The organism is Lacinutrix salivirga, from assembly GCF_053604675.1.
The window spans coordinates 25,659-41,968 of the sequence record NZ_JBSHNP010000120.1 but is presented as its reverse complement, the minus strand read 5'-3'; the positions used below and the strand labels follow the sequence as shown (position 1 = coordinate 41,968).

Annotated in this window: 17 protein-coding genes; 9 read left to right on the top strand and 8 right to left on the bottom strand. The window is 32.0% G+C overall.

Annotation, left to right across the window (positions count from 1 at the left end; all coding sequences use genetic code 11):
- Nucleotides 1-9: 9 nt before the first annotated feature.
- Nucleotides 10-417, top strand: coding sequence for an SRPBCC family protein (locus ACVC5O_RS10900; protein ID WP_452221511.1), 408 nt, complete (start codon nt 10-12; stop codon nt 415-417).
- On the opposite strand, the gene ACVC5O_RS10895 is transcribed toward ACVC5O_RS10900, so the two are convergent.
- On the bottom strand, nt 401-1,132 hold the full coding sequence (locus ACVC5O_RS10895) for a biotin--[acetyl-CoA-carboxylase] ligase (protein WP_452221510.1): 732 nt from the start codon (nt 1,130-1,132) through the stop codon (nt 401-403). The genes ACVC5O_RS10900 and ACVC5O_RS10895 overlap by 17 nt on opposite strands.
- A gap of 94 nt (nt 1,133-1,226) precedes the next feature.
- On the opposite strand from ACVC5O_RS10895, the gene rsfS reads away from it, so the two are divergent.
- From rsfS to ACVC5O_RS10865, 6 genes are all read left to right on the top strand, one after another.
- Nucleotides 1,227-1,598: a ribosome silencing factor gene (gene rsfS, locus ACVC5O_RS10890; protein WP_452221509.1), complete on the top strand. Its 372-nt coding sequence runs from the start codon at nt 1,227-1,229 to the stop codon at nt 1,596-1,598.
- Between the two features lie 10 nt (nt 1,599-1,608).
- A complete protein-coding gene (ftsH, locus tag ACVC5O_RS10885; RefSeq protein ID WP_452221508.1) occupies nt 1,609-3,573 on the top strand; it encodes an ATP-dependent zinc metalloprotease FtsH in 1,965 nt (654 codons plus the stop codon).
- Nucleotides 3,574-3,681: 108 nt separating this feature from the next.
- Complete coding sequence (locus tag ACVC5O_RS10880) at nt 3,682-4,290, top strand: LUD domain-containing protein (protein ID WP_452221507.1); 609 nt, start codon at nt 3,682-3,684, stop codon at nt 4,288-4,290.
- Between the two features lie 4 nt (nt 4,291-4,294).
- Nucleotides 4,295-5,116 (top strand): phosphatidate cytidylyltransferase, encoded by an 822-nt coding sequence (locus ACVC5O_RS10875; protein WP_452221506.1) that lies wholly within the window; start codon nt 4,295-4,297, stop codon nt 5,114-5,116.
- On the top strand, nt 5,106-5,756 hold the full coding sequence (locus ACVC5O_RS10870; protein WP_452221505.1) for a phosphatidylserine decarboxylase family protein: 651 nt from the start codon (nt 5,106-5,108) through the stop codon (nt 5,754-5,756). Before ACVC5O_RS10875 ends, ACVC5O_RS10870 begins: the two co-directional genes overlap by 11 nt.
- Nucleotides 5,756-6,022, top strand: a complete 267-nt coding sequence (locus tag ACVC5O_RS10865; RefSeq protein WP_452221504.1) for an acyl-CoA-binding protein — start codon at nt 5,756-5,758, stop codon at nt 6,020-6,022. Before ACVC5O_RS10870 ends, ACVC5O_RS10865 begins: the two co-directional genes overlap by 1 nt.
- A gap of 8 nt (nt 6,023-6,030) precedes the next feature.
- Here the strand turns inward: ACVC5O_RS10865 and pafA are convergent, their stop codons facing one another.
- Entirely contained in the window at nt 6,031-7,695 is a 1,665-nt protein-coding gene (gene pafA, locus ACVC5O_RS10860; protein ID WP_452221503.1) for an alkaline phosphatase PafA, read from the bottom strand.
- A 108-nt stretch (nt 7,696-7,803) separates the two neighbouring features.
- On the opposite strand from pafA, the gene ACVC5O_RS10855 reads away from it, so the two are divergent.
- Nucleotides 7,804-8,541: an MlaE family ABC transporter permease gene (locus tag ACVC5O_RS10855; protein ID WP_452221502.1), complete on the top strand. Its 738-nt coding sequence runs from the start codon at nt 7,804-7,806 to the stop codon at nt 8,539-8,541.
- The gene (locus tag ACVC5O_RS10850; RefSeq protein ID WP_452221501.1) at nt 8,541-9,308 is read left to right on the top strand and encodes an ABC transporter ATP-binding protein; all 768 of its coding nucleotides are present in this window, start codon (nt 8,541-8,543) and stop codon (nt 9,306-9,308) included. Before ACVC5O_RS10855 ends, ACVC5O_RS10850 begins: the two co-directional genes overlap by 1 nt.
- A 1-nt stretch (nt 9,309) precedes the next feature.
- On the opposite strand, the gene ACVC5O_RS10845 is transcribed toward ACVC5O_RS10850, so the two are convergent.
- The 6 genes from ACVC5O_RS10845 to eno all read right to left on the bottom strand — a co-directional run bounded on the left by ACVC5O_RS10845 (nt 9,310) and on the right by eno (nt 16,279).
- On the bottom strand, nt 9,310-10,803 hold the full coding sequence (locus tag ACVC5O_RS10845) for a DUF389 domain-containing protein (protein WP_452221500.1): 1,494 nt from the start codon (nt 10,801-10,803) through the stop codon (nt 9,310-9,312).
- Between the two features lie 2 nt (nt 10,804-10,805).
- Nucleotides 10,806-11,885, bottom strand: coding sequence for a mannose-1-phosphate guanylyltransferase (locus ACVC5O_RS10840; protein ID WP_452221499.1), 1,080 nt, complete (start codon nt 11,883-11,885; stop codon nt 10,806-10,808).
- A gap of 36 nt (nt 11,886-11,921) precedes the next feature.
- Complete coding sequence (locus ACVC5O_RS10835) at nt 11,922-12,521, bottom strand: SprT-like domain-containing protein (RefSeq protein ID WP_452221498.1); 600 nt, start codon at nt 12,519-12,521, stop codon at nt 11,922-11,924.
- An 11-nt stretch (nt 12,522-12,532) separates the two neighbouring features.
- Entirely contained in the window at nt 12,533-13,447 is a 915-nt protein-coding gene (locus ACVC5O_RS10830; RefSeq protein WP_452221497.1) for a dimethylarginine dimethylaminohydrolase family protein, read from the bottom strand.
- 65 nt (nt 13,448-13,512) lie between these two features.
- Nucleotides 13,513-14,799 carry a citrate synthase gene (locus ACVC5O_RS10825; protein ID WP_452221496.1) on the bottom strand — a complete coding sequence of 429 codons (1,287 nt, stop codon included), beginning with the start codon at nt 14,797-14,799 and terminating at the stop codon, nt 13,513-13,515.
- A gap of 184 nt (nt 14,800-14,983) precedes the next feature.
- A complete protein-coding gene (gene eno / locus ACVC5O_RS10820; protein ID WP_452221495.1) occupies nt 14,984-16,279 on the bottom strand; it encodes a phosphopyruvate hydratase in 1,296 nt (431 codons plus the stop codon).
- Nucleotides 16,280-16,310: the final 31 nt, after the last annotated feature.

Below are 16,310 nucleotides of genomic sequence, written 5' to 3'. Positions count from 1 at the left end.
AATAAACACATGAATTTAGAATCTCCAAAAACTACTGTTGAAACCTCTGCAGAAGACACGTTTAATTTTTTAAGCGATGTAAAGAATTTTGAAGCGTTAATGCCTGAAAACATTAGCAAATTTGAAGTCTTAGAAAACGATAAATTTCTTTTTGCTTTAAAAGGAATGCCAGAAATAATATTAAAAAAGAAAGAAGCTATTGCGCCAAACAAAATTGTTTTAGGTGCTGCTGGCGGGAAATTAGATTTCTCTTTAACCGCAAATATTACAGAAGTTGAAGCGCAGAAAAGCGAAGTACAGCTTGTTTTTGATGGCGAATTTAATGCAATGATGGCGATGATGATAAAAGGCCCAATAAGCAAATTTATTGAAACCTTAGCTGTAAATATTCCAAAAGCAATTAATACAACAGCGTAATTTGCTTTAAATCATAGGTTTTTAAAATGTTATCTTCGAGCAAGACTTTTAAATGTCCTGTTTCTGTAACACCTTTTATAAAGCCAGAAAACATTAAACCTTCTTCATTTTTAAATGTAGAAGGTTTATTTTTTTTAAACAATAACGCTTCATATTCTGCTTTTAATTCTGCTAGCGCTTTAGTTTCTAATTTAAAAAAGCATGCTTTTAAATGGATGAGGAAACGGTTTAAAATCTTGTCTAAATCAAAAACTTCTCCTGTAATTAATTGTAATGAAGACGCTTTTGGTAAATTCTCAAATTCCGTTTGGTTTACATTTAACCCAATACCAATAACAGAAGAACTTAAATCCTGTTGTTTAATGACATTTTCTATTAAAATACCTGCAATCTTCTTATCTGCTGACAAAATGTCGTTTGGCCATTTCACACTTAACTTGGGTATTTTATAGTATTCTAGCGTTTTAATCATCGCTAAAGACACCACAATATTTAGATAAAATTGGTCTCTAAACTTAAAATAAGTTAACGCTTTAAACACACTAAAGGTTAGATTCTTAGCATCTTGAGAGCTCCAAGCCGTTCCCATTTGTCCGCGTCCATTAGTTTGGTTTTTAGCAACCACTACTGTATAATCTTCAACAAATCCATCACTGCATAGTTGCTTTAAAAAGGCATTAGTGGAGTCGATGGCATTAAGTTTGATTATAGGCATTAACAAGGTGTAAAACAGTATTATAAAATCTTATGATTTTTTTAAAGCATAAAGAACTAAAAAATAATAACTTTGCACAAATTTAAACAAGTTAATGGCAAAAAAACAAACTAATGCAGACGAGCTTATTGCAACAATAATAAGCGGCATTGAAGATGTTAAAGGAAAAGACATAAACATCTTAGATTTAAGAGAAATAGAAAACACAGTTTGCGACTATTTTATTATTTGTGAAGGGAGCTCCAACACACAAGTAAATGCCATAGTTAACTCTATCCAGAAAAAAGTAAGTAAAGCATTAAAAGACAATCCTTGGCATATAGAAGGAGAAGATAATGCAGAGTGGGTTTTAATGGACTACGTTAACGTGGTTGTACATGTATTCCAAAAACATATTAGAGAATACTACGACATTGAGAGTCTTTGGGGAGATGCAAAAACAACTGTAATAGAAACAAATTATTAAGAACATATAAATGGCAGATAATAATAAAAATACAACACCTAAAAAACCAAAATTCAATATGTATTGGGTTTATGGTGGTATTATCGCTTTATTTATTGCGATGCAGTTTTTTGGAGGTAGCGATGTAAGTAGTAAAAACAAAACTACACCAGCAAAATTCTTTCAATATTTAGAAAATGGAGATGTTGATAGAGTTATAATTGTAAGCAATACAAATACAGCAAAAGTCTTTCTAAAAAAAGAAGCACAAGAGAGTGCTTCGCATAAAAACTCTAAACCAACCTCATTCCCGTTTTCAACTGCAAAGTTGCCAAACTATGTGTTTGAATTTGGTAACCAAGAGCTTTTTCAGAAAAAAATTGACGAAATTAATCAAACCTTAACCACAAAACCAGAAATAACTTTTGAGAAAGAAAGTAGCACGTTAACAGACCTTTTTATAAGTTTTCTTCCTTTTATATTATTAATTGGAGTATGGATATTTATTATGAAACGTATGTCTGGAGGAGCTGGTGGAGGAGCTGGAGGACAGATTTTTAATATCGGAAAATCTAAAGCCAAGCTTTTTGACGAAAACACTAAGGTTAAAACAAGCTTTAAAGATGTTGCTGGTTTAGAAGGTGCAAAAGAAGAAGTTCAAGAAATTGTAGATTTCTTGAAAAACCCAGATAAATACACAAACTTAGGAGGTAAAATCCCTAAAGGTGCTTTATTAGTTGGTCCTCCAGGAACAGGTAAAACCTTATTAGCAAAAGCTGTAGCAGGAGAAGCAAAAGTACCTTTCTTTTCGCTTTCTGGTTCAGATTTCGTAGAAATGTTTGTTGGTGTTGGAGCCTCTCGTGTAAGAGACTTATTTAAACAAGCAAAAGAAAAATCGCCAGCAATTATATTTATTGATGAGATTGATGCTATTGGGCGTGCAAGAGGTAAAAACGCCATGTCTGGTAGTAATGACGAGCGTGAGAATACCTTAAACCAACTACTTACAGAGATGGATGGTTTTGGTACAAACACAAACGTAATTGTACTTGCTGCAACAAACAGAGCAGATATTTTAGACAAAGCCTTAATGCGTGCTGGACGTTTTGATAGACAAATTTATGTTGATTTACCAAACCTAACAGAGCGTAGAGCTATTTTTGAAGTGCATTTAAGACCACTTAAAAAAGTAGAAGGCTTAGATGTTGATTTTTTAGCAAAACAAACTCCAGGATTTTCTGGTGCAGATATAGCCAACCTTTGTAACGAAGCGGCTTTAATTGCTGCAAGAACAAATAAAAAAGCTGTTGAAAAGCAAGACTTTTTAGATGCTGTAGATAGAATTGTTGGTGGACTAGAAAAGCGTAGTAATTTATTTTCTGTTGAAGAAAAGAAAACTATTGCTTACCACGAAGCTGGTCATGCCACTGTAAGTTGGTTTTTAGAGCATGCAGATCCGTTAGTAAAAGTAACTATTGTACCTAGAGGACGTTCTCTTGGTGCTGCTTGGTACTTACCACAAGAAGCATATATTACCAGAACAAGTAAATTTTTAGACGAAATTTGCGTAACTATGGGAGGACGTGCTGCCGAAAAAATTATTTTCAACCAAATTTCTACAGGAGCTTTAAGCGATTTAGAAAACGTTACCAAAAAAGCAAAAGCTATGGTTATGATTTACGGTCTAAACGAAAAAGTTGGAAACGTAACGTTTTATGATCCTGCTGGCGAAAATGGCTTTGTAAAACCTTACAGTGAAACTACTGCAGAGCTTATAGATAACGAAATTAAAAACATTATCGAAACGCAATACAAACGTGCTTTAGACTTATTAGAATCTAAACGCGATGTATTAGATAAGTTAGCAAACAGACTAATAGAACGAGAAGTTATTTTTAAAGATGACCTTGAAGAAATTTTAGGAAAAAGACCATTTGATAATCATGACACTCCTGTTATAAAAGAAGAAGCAGTTATAAAAGACGAAGAAGAATAGATTCTTTTTCTATTAAACTATTAAAAAATCTTAAATTAGCGCAAGTTGATTTAAGATTTTTTTATATTTGAAGAAATCCCTATAAAAACTGTTGAAAATAGCATATTAATGAGCCTGTTTAGAAAAATTTTTGGTTCTAAATCAGATAAATCAAAAGATGACATACAATCTGACGATAGAGGGAAATATATGCCTGAAATTAATATTCCTGTTGACGAAAAATTTACTCTTAACTTTAAGTCTAATGGCGGTAAATTTTTATACTGTGATAACCTCAACGAAATTTTTGAAGCCTTTAATAATATAATAGACGAAAATAATTGGCAAGACAAAAACGTATTGCTTATTGATGATAATTTAAAAGACCAGTTTAAACACAATGGTCTAAACTCCACTCTATCTTGCACAGAAGCAAGCTATTTTTTAACCACTTGCGAAAATCTTATTGCAGACGATGGGTCTATTCTTATTTCATCTAATCAAATTGCAGAAAAAAAATTACACGAATTACCAAGTAGTTTTATTGTTTTTGCAACCACAAGCCAAATTACACAAAACATTGGAGAAGGCTTACGATTAATTAAAAATAAAAACTTAAAAAAAATACCTACAAACATTACTACTATAAAACACTTTAAATCTAATGATGAAAAAGACTTTTTATCTTATGGTAGTACTTCTAAAAACCTATATTTACTCCTTTTAGAAGATTTATAAAATTATGAAAGAAATTCTTACCAGAGGGTTTTCAGGCTTATTGTATGTTGCATTATTTGTAGTATCGTTGTTTAACGAGCATGCATTAATGGCTCTTTTTTATATTTTTGGTATCATTTCGCTTGCCGAGTTTATGAAGCTTATTCAACTTAAAAGCATCATTCCATATATACTATTTTCTGTGCTTTACTTTGTTTTTGGGTATTGGCAATTAGTATTAAAATCTAACGATGGCTTAGATGAGGCTACTCAAATCCTTCAAGTGATTACTATATTTGTTCAATTGCTTTTAATTAAAGATTTATTCTCAGAAAAAACAATTCCACTATTTGTAACCAAACGTTATATTTTAACAACGTTTTATTTGTCGAGTGCTTTCGTGTTTTTAATTCTTATAGCAAATTTTAATAATGAGTTTAAACCAGCTATACTATTAGGCGCATTTATTCTGGTGTGGATTAATGATACTGCAGCATTTTTAGTCGGTAAAAATTTTGGTAAACAAAAATTATTTCCAAGTATTTCGCCTAAAAAAACAGTAGAAGGATTTTTAGGAGGTTTGCTTTTTGCCTGTATTTCTAGCTATTTTATAGCTATCTTTACAGAAACGTTAAACTTTAACCAATGGTTAATTTTAAGTATTATTGTTAGCGTGTTTGGTACCTTGGGAGACCTTATAGAGTCTAAGTTTAAACGTCAGGCTGGTGTTAAAGACAGTGGTGTAATTATGCCAGGACATGGAGGCTTATTAGACCGTTTAGATAGCATTATATTTGCTGCGCCATTTATTTATTTATTTTTAAGAATTTTAAACTATGTTTCATAAAGAAGGCCATAAAATTATACTAATAACATTTATTATTACTGTAGTATTAATACTTGTAACCGATAAGTTTATACATTATAATTGGCTTCAGATTTTAATATTTACAACTCTATTTGTGTTTTTAATATTAATTCTTCAGTTTTTTAGAAATCCAAAACGAAATACAATTCTAAACGATGCTAATGTAGTTTCTCCTGTAGATGGAAAAGTAGTAGTAATTGAAGAGGTTTTCGAAAAAGAATTTTTTAAAGACAAACGCTTACAAGTAAGCGTATTTATGTCGCCAATAAATGTACATGTTACACGCTTTCCTATTGGTGGTAAAGTAACGTATAGCAAATACCATCCTGGTAAATATTTAGTAGCTTGGCATCCAAAAGCTAGTGAAGAAAACGAGCGCACTACAGTTGTTGTAGAGAATAAAAACTATGGTCAAGTCTTGTACAGACAAATTGCAGGAGCATTAGCAAAACGTATTGTTAACTATGCTGTAAAACATCAGGATGCCATACAAGGTGCAGATTCTGGATTTATTAAATTTGGGTCTAGAGTAGATTTATATTTACCTTTAGACACCAAAATTAAAGTAGAACTTAACCAAAAAGTTAAAGGAGGAGAAAGTATAATTGCTGAAAAATAATGACTTCGGAAGAATTAGATATCACTTTTAATGAAGCTGTAAAGCGAATTAATGCGCATACAGAACCCTTTCCTGCAGACTTTTTGTTAAGACTTTATGCATACTATAAAAAAGCTACTAATAATTACAATAGGCCTAGTAGCAAAAAGCAAATAATTAATGCTTTTAAAACCAATGCTTTATTTCAAATTAAGGATATCACTGAAGCTGAAGCTAAACAAACTTACATAGATTTAGTGAACAACTATTTTTTATACAGAAAATAGTCTCAAATTTACTCTAAAACAAACTCTAAAGGCTTGCCAATTGAGCCATTTGGAAAGCTAATTCCTAAAAGTGCTGACATAGTTGGAGCGATGTCTGTAATTTCGGTTTTTTGTAAAGTATCTCCTTGTGTAATACCTTGACCAAAAAATAATAGTGGTACGTGAGTATCGTAATTTAATCCAGAGCCATGTGTAGATCCTGTTTTACTATAAGAAATAACTGCAGGATCAAAAACAACAAGTACATCTCCAGAGCGGTTTTGGTTATAGCCATTCTGCACTAATTTTTCTATTCCAGTGGTAAATGCACCTAATTGCATCGTTTTAGCAGTGTAGGCTTTATCTACGTTTTTATAGGTTATAATTTCTTCGACTAAAGCATCTTGTATATCGTAAATATTAAGGTTATAATCTGAAATAGTGTCTTTATTTAAAAAGATTTGATTATTACTTATGTTTTCTATTAGATGATCAAACTGAAACTTTCCAACTAAAAATTCGCTTAGTTTTTCTTTTAAACCTCTCGTACTAACATATCCTGCAGGAATATTAACACTTTGTAAATAAGAAGGCACATCTACAGCACCATGATCGGAAGTTAAAAACAACGTGTAATTTCCTTTTCCTACTTTAGCATCTAAAGTATTAAGTAATCGTTCTAAATCTTTATCCAAGCGCAAATAAGTGTCTTGTATTTCTTTTGAGTTTACACCAAAATTATGACCAACATAATCTGTACTCGAGTAACTAACAGCTAAAACATCTGTAATATTATCTTGTCCTAGTTGCTCTCCATCAATAGCAGCAATGGCAAAATCGGTAACAATAGAGTTACCATAAGCAGTAGCTTTTAAGATATCAAAGCCTCCATTTTTTTCGCTTAATGCTTTTAAATCGTAAGGAAAAGTAGCAGTGTCTTTACCTTTAAAACCACCTTCAAATGTATTTAAATCGCTTCCGCTTTCGGTGTAAGTATTAATATCGCATAAGGTATTCCATTCTTTTAAATAACTCTCTGCTGCTGTTGAAGCATTAAAATTACTAACCCAATTTGGTAAATCGTTCCTGTAAAACGAACTTGTAATAAATCGCCCTTCATCCTTTCCATGAAACCAATACGCACCATTTGCTGTGTGACCTGCTGGCAAAATTGCGCCTCTATCTTTAATCGATATGCCAATAGTTTTTCCTCGCATTTGTGTAAACAACCTGTTTTCGTCTGCAAAACTGGTAGTTTTCATTCTTCGAGGCGACATCAAACCTGCTTTATTTTCGGTTCCAACAGGAGTTACAGTATCGTCTCCAGCAACATAAACCGAAGATTTTATAGTCTTATCATACCAGTTATTACCAATAATACCATGATATTTTGGTGTTGTACCTGTATATACAGAAGCATGGCCAGGTCCTGTATAAGTAGGCACATAATTATAATGATTGTTTTTACAATTAAACCCTTCGTTAACTAAGCGCTTAAAACCACCTTCGGAATATTTAGAGTAAAACCGAGTAATATAATCGTATCTCATTTGATCTACCACAATACCAACAACAAGCTTTGGCCTAACACTAATAGACGATTTGGATGGCGTTATTTTAGTAGTAGCAATTTCTTGTTGCGATTTACAACCAAATAATAGTGCTAAAAATAGTAGTGGAAATAGTAACCTCATAATGTTTTTATTAAATACATTTCAAAAATAAGGATTTAAAAGATTCTTGGTTAATTTTAACGTTAAATAAGCCATAGTTTTTTTACTTTAGCAGTAACAAATTTATACATGACATACTTACACAATATTGGCACCTATTTTTTAATGATTGCTGAGATGTTTCGCAAACCTACTAAATGGACTGTGATGAAACAGCTTATTTTAAAAGATATAGACGATCTCATTATAGGCTCGTTAGGTATCGTTGCCTTTATTTCATTTTTTGTTGGTGGTGTTGTCACAATACAAACCGCTTTAAATATAGATAATCCTTTAATTCCTAAATACTTGGTAGGTTTCGCAACCAGACAGTCTATTATTTTAGAGTTTGCTCCTACTTTTATTTCTATTATTATGGCAGGAAAAGTAGGGTCGTTTATAACCTCTAGTATAGGTACAATGCGTGTAACTGAGCAAATAGATGCTTTGGAGGTTATGGGAATTAACTCATTAAATTATTTAGTGTTTCCAAAATTTATTGCCTTACTACTCTACCCTTTTGTAATTTCTATTGCAATGTTTTTGGGTATAATGGGAGGTTTAGCGGCTTGTGTTTATGGTGGTTATTCTTCTTTAGATGATTTTATAATTGGTGTTCAGCAAGATTTTGTACCTTTTCATATTGTATATGCCTTTATAAAAACGTTTTTGTTTGCTTTTATTTTAGCTACCATCCCAAGTTATCATGGTTATTACATGAAAGGTGGTGCCTTAGAAGTTGGTAAAGCCAGTACAACCTCTTTTGTTTGGACTAGTGTAACCATTATTATTTTAAACTATTTCCTAACTCAAATGCTATTAAGCTAATGATAGAAGTTAAAAACTTAAACAAATCGTTTGGAGACACTCATGTTTTAAAAGGCATTACTACGACATTCGAAAAAGGAAAAACCAACCTTATAATAGGACAAAGTGGCTCTGGAAAAACAGTGTTTTTAAAGTGCTTATTAGGCTTGTTTGATTATGAAGAAGGAAGTATAGCTTACGATGGAAAGATTTTTTCTAAATTAACAGAAGCTGAAAAAAGAAACATAAGAGCTCAGATTGGCATGGTTTTTCAAGGCAGTGCTTTGTTTGATTCTATGACGATTGCCGAGAACGTTATGTTCCCTCTAAAAATGTTTACTACCCAAAGTAAAAGTGAAATGCAAGATCGTGTTGATTTTGTGTTACAACGTGTTAATTTAGACGATGCACATAACAAAATGCCGAGTGAAGCTTCTGGTGGAATGCAAAAACGTGTTGCTATTGCTAGAGCTATTGTAAATAAACCTATGTATTTGTTTTGTGATGAACCTAATTCTGGTTTAGACCCTAAAACAGCAATTGTAATTGATAACTTAATAAAAGAAATTACCGAAGAATATAATATTACTACAGTAATAAATTCTCATGATATGAATTCTGTAATGGAAATTGGCGAGAAGATTGTATTCCTTAAAGATGGCTTAAAAGCTTGGGAAGGCTCTAAAAACACAATTTTTAGAACAGATAACGAAGTGGTTACAGACTTTGTATATTCTTCAGAATTATTTAAAAAAGTACGTAAAATGTATATTGAAGAACATCCTTAATCTAGTCCATTTCTTTTACCTGAAGCTTATCGAGTTTTAATTTTACTTTTAGCCAAGCTTCCAATTTTTGCTTCTGTTTTAACTTACTAGCATTATCTACTAAAGAGTCGTTCCACTTTGCAGTAAACACTGTTAACGTGTCTAGTTTAGAAAAATTTGATCTTACAACCTTAGAATAAGACAAGGATTCTAAATCCTCATAATTAATCTTTACCTCTTTAACAATATCTTCGAAAGGAATGTAATTTTGTTCGTACTTAGAAAGCTCTCTTACTTTATCTTCTAAAAATACTATTTTCTGTTGTTGCGATAATAAGTCTAAAGAGTCTCTAGATCGTAACTCTTCCATATATTTAAAATTATCGAAATTAGAATTACTATTTTGATTAAAAATCAACTCTGTATTAGAGAGAGAAGGGTATTTACTTAATTTATTTTTTAATAAAGAAATCGTTGCTTCTGGAATCTCGTCTAAACCAAAAGAATTAAATTCGATAATAGACTTATCTTTTCCGTATTTATATATAGTATTCTTTCTTATATAATCTGAATGCGGTAAAGCACCAATTTCATTATCTAAAAATAAAGCCGCATCCCTATCAAACCTGCTTTCTCCTAAAACACTAATAAATGTCATAAATGCAGGAATCATAACTATAATTGCTAATAAAGATGCTAAACGAGCAATACGTTTACGCTTGGCAGAATTAGCGTATTTAAGCATTGGAAATCGTAAAACTTTTAACACTAAAAATGTTGCTAAAGCAATAAATATGGTGTTAATAGTAAATAGGTACATCGCTTGACCAAAGTAAGACCAGTTTCCTTTTGCTAAGCCATAACCTGCTGTACACAAAGGTGGCATTAAGGCTGTTGCAATTGCAACTCCAAATATTACAGAGGCAATAGTCCCTTTTTTTGTACGTGCTATAATTAAAGCTAAACCACCAAAAAAGGCAATAAGTACATCTCTAATATCTGGTTTTACGCGACCCAATAACTCTGATGTATCTTCGCTTAAAGGAAAAAATCTAAAAAATAAAAATGCTGTTAATAAACTTAGCACAATCATAATTGCTAGGTTTATAAAAGAGCGTTTAAGCGTATCAATATCATTTATTGCAATAGAGAGTCCAACACCTAAAATTGGACCCATTAATGGAGAAATTAACATGGCTCCAATAACTACAGCTGTTGAGTTAGCATTTAAACCAACAGAGGCTACAAATATTGAGCATACTAAAATCCAAGCTGTAGCGCCTTTAAATGGAATATCCGCTTTAATAGCTTCTATAGTAGCGTCTCTATCTGTGTCTTCTCTAAAGTCTAGCAACTCGTTTAGAAACTTTTTTACACTTTCTACAAGTCCTTTAGCTTCTTTTTTTACTGCTTCTTTAGATTGTGCAACAGCTTCGTCTTTTGCCGCTTCGTTTTTTGCTATTTGATCTTTTTCAGCTTCCTCTTCAGAAAAATTAAATTTATTCTCTTCGCTCATAATTATCCGTAATGTTCTCCAAACTTGCTTTTTACGTTTTGAAGCACCTTTTTAATATCTTGTTCTTTATCTTTAGGAAAGATAAGTAAAACTTCGTCTTGATCTACAATAATATAATTTTCTAGTCCATCTACAACTACAATTTTATTGTTTTTGGTTTTAATCATATTTCCCGAAGCGTCTTCAGTTAAAATACGTGTATTTACTATAGCATTATCATTCTCGTCTTTTTCTAATTTATCGTATAGACTTCCCCAAGTTCCTAGGTCATTCCAATCAAAAGTAGCTGGTAACACATACACGTTTTTAGACTGTTCCATAATAGCGTAATCTACCGAAATGTTTTCCGCTTTAGCGTAATTATCTCTTATAAAATCGTCTTCAAAATCTGTATTATAAGCATCATATCCTTTTTCGAAAAGCGCATATAGTTGCGATTGATTATTTTTAAATGCATCTATCACACTACTCACACTCCACATAAAAATACCAGCATTCCATAAAAAATTGCCTTGGCTTATAAATCTTTTTGCGGTCTCGTAATCTGGTTTTTCTCTAAATTGGTTTACTTTTTTTATACTCTCATTTGATGTTTTATCAAACTCAATATAACCATATCCTGTATTTGGGAATGTTGGTTTTATGCCAAGTGTCATTAAGGCATTGTTTTGCTTACAAAAGTCAAATGCTTGCTCCACATTTGTTGCAAAAGCATCCTCGTTTTCTATCCAATGGTCGCTTGGTGCTACTAACATCAAAGCGTTTTTATTTTCTTTTTTAATTTTTAGCGAGGCGTACAAAATACAAGGCGCTGTGTTTCGCATTGCAGGTTCTAGTACAACTTGCCTTTTGGTGAGTTCTGGTAATTGCTCAAAAACCAAATCGTTATAGCGTGAGTTAGTAAGAATAAAAATGTTTTCTTTTGGAATAATAGTGCTTAACCTTTTAAATGTTTTTTGTATAAGTGTTTCGCCAGTGCCAAGCATATCGTGAAACTGTTTTGGGAAACCAGCTGTACTTACTGGCCAAAACCTTGATCCTACTCCTCCTGCCATTAAAATGGCATAATAATTTTTATTCATTAACTGTTGAGTTTATGATTTTAAAATTAATAAAAATTAATTTTGTATTAATTCTACTTCTGCATTTGGATTAAACAAATATACTTTACCTGTTTTTACTTCTGTACACTCATAACGTTTAACACGTTTATTTCCTTGTTTAAATATACGACCATTATATAACTTAAAGTAATTGCCTATTGGGATTTGGAACACATAAGTTTTATCGTTATCTGCATCAAATTGCTTTAAAGCAAATGAAAGTTTAGTATCTGTATCACTACTTGCCTTTGGGTTTTTAAAATGATTGGCTAATAAAGGCAAAAGTGCATTTGGGAAAATTGAAGGATTAATAAAGGGTAACATTAAATGCTGAAAGGTTCTCTTCCACTCCTTTCCATGAGGCTTTATAGATTTTCCGTAACGTTGGTATGCTTCAAAATGTGCAATCTCATGTATGAGAGTAATTAAGAAGCGAAACTTATTTAAATTAGAATTTATAGTGATTTGATGCTTTCCGTTTGGCAAAGGTCTATAATCTCCATGTCTGGTTTTTCGTTCTTTTTTAATTAAAACAGTAAGATTACCGTGTATTAATAATTCTTCTACTTTAGAAATAGCAGATTCAGGAATTTGTTTTTTAATCGCGTTAAGCATACTAACACGAATTAATCTCTAATTAAAGGCATTGTACTGCAACGTAATAACCCTTCTTGTTTAGCAATTTCTGCATAAGGCACTTCTTCTACAGTAAAACCATTTGCTCTTAGCCAACTATTTAAACGTGTAAAGTTTTTTTCTGAAATTATGACGTTTTCAGAAATACTAAAAACGTTACTATTCATATTATACATTTCTTCTTTAGTGATTATAAAACAATTGTCTTTTCCGAAGTAATTTAGTAACCATTTATATTCCGTTTCATCTCTAAATCCTTCTTTATGTAATATGGCTTTATTGGTTCCTATAGGTTGAAAGCAACAATCTAAATGCAAAGCATTATCGTAAGGGTTGGTTTGCGATTTGTTTAAATCGAAACTTTTAACCTTTTTGTGCGGAAATTTTTCTTTAATATAATTTACACCAGCTTCATTAGTTCTGGCAACAATATAATCTGAATAATCCTCACCTCTATAGGTACCTACAAAAACATAATCGTTCCAAGGCATTACATCTCCTCCTTCGATATGTGCTTCTTCTGGAGGTCTAATTACTTTTTTGGGATCTATTTTATCTATAATATATTGAATAGCATCCAATTCGTTTTCTCTATCAGGAAGGATGTTTGCTTTTACAAATACATCATCAATCACAAAAGCAATATCTCTTGCAAATATTTGATTACAGTCTTTAATTAACTCTGGTCTAAATACTTTAACATCATATTTTTCAAAAACGGCTGCTACAGCTTCCATTTCTTTAACCATATCTGCTTCTTTAGGATAGGTTCCTGCTTTTATGTGTTGCATAGACTTAGGATCGTAAGCCTCCTCTAATTTTGGTGTTGGACCATTACTAACTGCTGTACCTAATACAACTGCTCGTAGTCTAGATGTTTCGTTTTTTATGTTAAGTTTTAGCATAAAGAAATATATAAAAAAGCTTCATAAATTGTTTATGAAGCTTTTATAATAGCACTATTTAATTTTTATCTTTTATCAATTGTTTTAAAATTTCTGTGATTTTCTCCAATATAAATTTGTCTTGGACGTCCAATTGGTTCTTTGCGCATACGCATTTCTTTCCATTGTGCAATCCAGCCAGGCAAACGACCTAGTGCAAACATTACTGTAAACATTTCTACAGGAATTCCCATTGATCTGTATATAATTCCTGAATAGAAATCTACGTTTGGATATAATTTACGTTTAACAAAATAATCGTCGCTTAATGCTTCTGAAGCTAATCCTTTAGCAATATCTAATACAGGATCTTCAACACCTAAATCCGATAATACTTCGTCTGCCGCTTTTTTAATAATTTTAGCTCTAGGATCGAAATTTTTATACACTCTATGACCAAATCCCATTAAACGGAAAGGATCTTCTTTGTCCTTAGCTTTAGCCATAAATTTTTGAGTATCTCCTCCATCTTCTTTTATAGCCTCAAGCATTTCTAAAACGGCTTGGTTTGCTCCACCATGTAATGGTCCCCAAAGTGCAGAAATACCAGAAGAAATTGAAGCAAATAATCCTGTGTGAGCAGAACCTACAATACGTACTGTAGATGTAGAACAGTTTTGTTCGTGATCTGCATGTAAAATTAATAATTTATCTAATGCATTTACCAATATTGGATTTTGCGTATAATCTCCGTTAGGTTGCTTAAACATCATTTTTAAAATGTTTTCTACATATCCTAAATTTTGATCTCCATAATCTAATGGTAAACCTTGTTTTTTACGAAGTGTCCAAGCGACTAACACAGGAAATTTTCCTAATATTTTAACGATTGCTTTGTACATATCTTCTTCGGATTCTACATTTACAGAAGAAGGGTTAAAAGCTGTTAAAGCACTTGTTAATGAAGACAACACACCCATTGGATGAGCCGATTTTGGAAACGCATCTAAAATTTTCTTTATATCTTCATCGACTACAGATTGTGCTTTAATATCTGCATGAAACTTATCTAATTGTTCTTGGGTTGGTAATTCTCCAAATATCAATAAATAGGCAACTTCTAAGAAATCTGCTTTTTCAGCTAAATCTTCAATAGCATAACCTCTGTAACGTAAAATACCTTCTTCTCCATTTAAAAATGTAATTGCGCTTTCACAAGCTCCTGTGTTTTTATAACCAGGATCTATTGTGGTTACTCCACCAGTGACAGCTCTAAGCGTTTTTATATCTATTCCTACTTCATTTTCAGTACCTACAACTAATGGAAAATCATGTTTTTGTCCATTAATTTCTAGTGTTGCTTTGTTTGACATATATATTGATTTATTTTATATTAATTTGGATTGTAAATTTACAAAAACTATAACGATTTAGAAAGTGTATTTATAATGGTTTTAACAATTTTATTATAGGTAAAATTTATGTGTTACTCTTAAATAAAAAAGCCTTTTAGAGAATTCTAAAAGGCTTTTTTATTTTTTTGATTAATGTTATTATTTATGGATTTACTTTAAAAGCTTTTTCTTTTGGGTAATAAGCGACTTCACCCAGTTCTTCTTCTATACGAAGTAATTGGTTGTATTTAGCCATACGATCGCTACGTGATGCAGACCCTGTTTTAATTTGACCGCAGTTTAAGGCAACTGCTAAATCTGCAATTGTATTGTCTTCGGTTTCACCAGATCTGTGAGACATTACAGAAGTGTACCCAGAATTATGAGCCATATTAACTGCTGCAATGGTTTCGGTTAAGGTGCCTATTTGGTTAACTTTAATTAAAATTGAATTTGCTGTATTTGTTTCAATTCCTTTAGATAAACGCTCTACATTGGTTACAAATAAATCGTCACCAACTAATTGCACTTTGTCTCCTATTTGCTCTGTAAGATACTTCCATCCTTCCCAATCGTTTTCATCCATTCCATCTTCAATAGAAATAATTGGATAGTTACGAGATAATTCTGCCAGATAATCTGCTTGCTCTTTACTTGTTCTTATTTTACCCGATTTACCTTCGAATTTAGTATAATCATATTTTCCATCTACAAAAAATTCTGCAGCAGCACAATCTAAAGCAATCATTACATCGTCTCCTAGTTTATAACCTGCGTTATCTACGGCTTTTTTAATAGTATCTAAAGCATCTTCTGTTCCGCCTTCAAGATTAGGTGCAAAACCTCCTTCGTCACCTACTGCAGTGCTTAAATTCCTATCGTGCAATACGTTTTTAAGGTTATGAAAAATTTCGCTACCCATTTGCATAGCGTGTGTAAAGTTTTTAGCTTTTACTGGCATTACCATAAACTCTTGGAATGCAATAGGAGCATCACTATGCGAGCCTCCATTAATTATATTCATCATTGGAACAGGAAGTGTATTTGCACTCACTCCTCCAACGTATCTGTAAAGTGGCATTCCTAATTCTGCTGCTGCTGCTTTTGCTACAGCTAGTGAAACACCTAAAATAGCATTAGCGCCTAATTTAGATTTGTTTGCTGTGCCATCTATTTCGCACATTAAAGTATCTATATAATTTTGCTCAAAAACATTAACTCCTAATAACTCTTCTGCTAAAATAGAGTTTACATTTTCTACAGCTTTCATTACGCCTTTTCCCATGTACTTTTTCCCTCCATCACGTAATTCTACTGCTTCATGCTCTCCTGTTGATGCTCCAGATGGTACTGCAGATCTACCAAGGTAACCATTTTCTGTTTCAACATCTACTTCTACTGTTGGGTTTCCTCTGGAATCAAAAATTTGTCTTGCGTGAACATTAATTATAATACTCATATTTGTTGTTTTTGGTTTATTAATTTCAAAT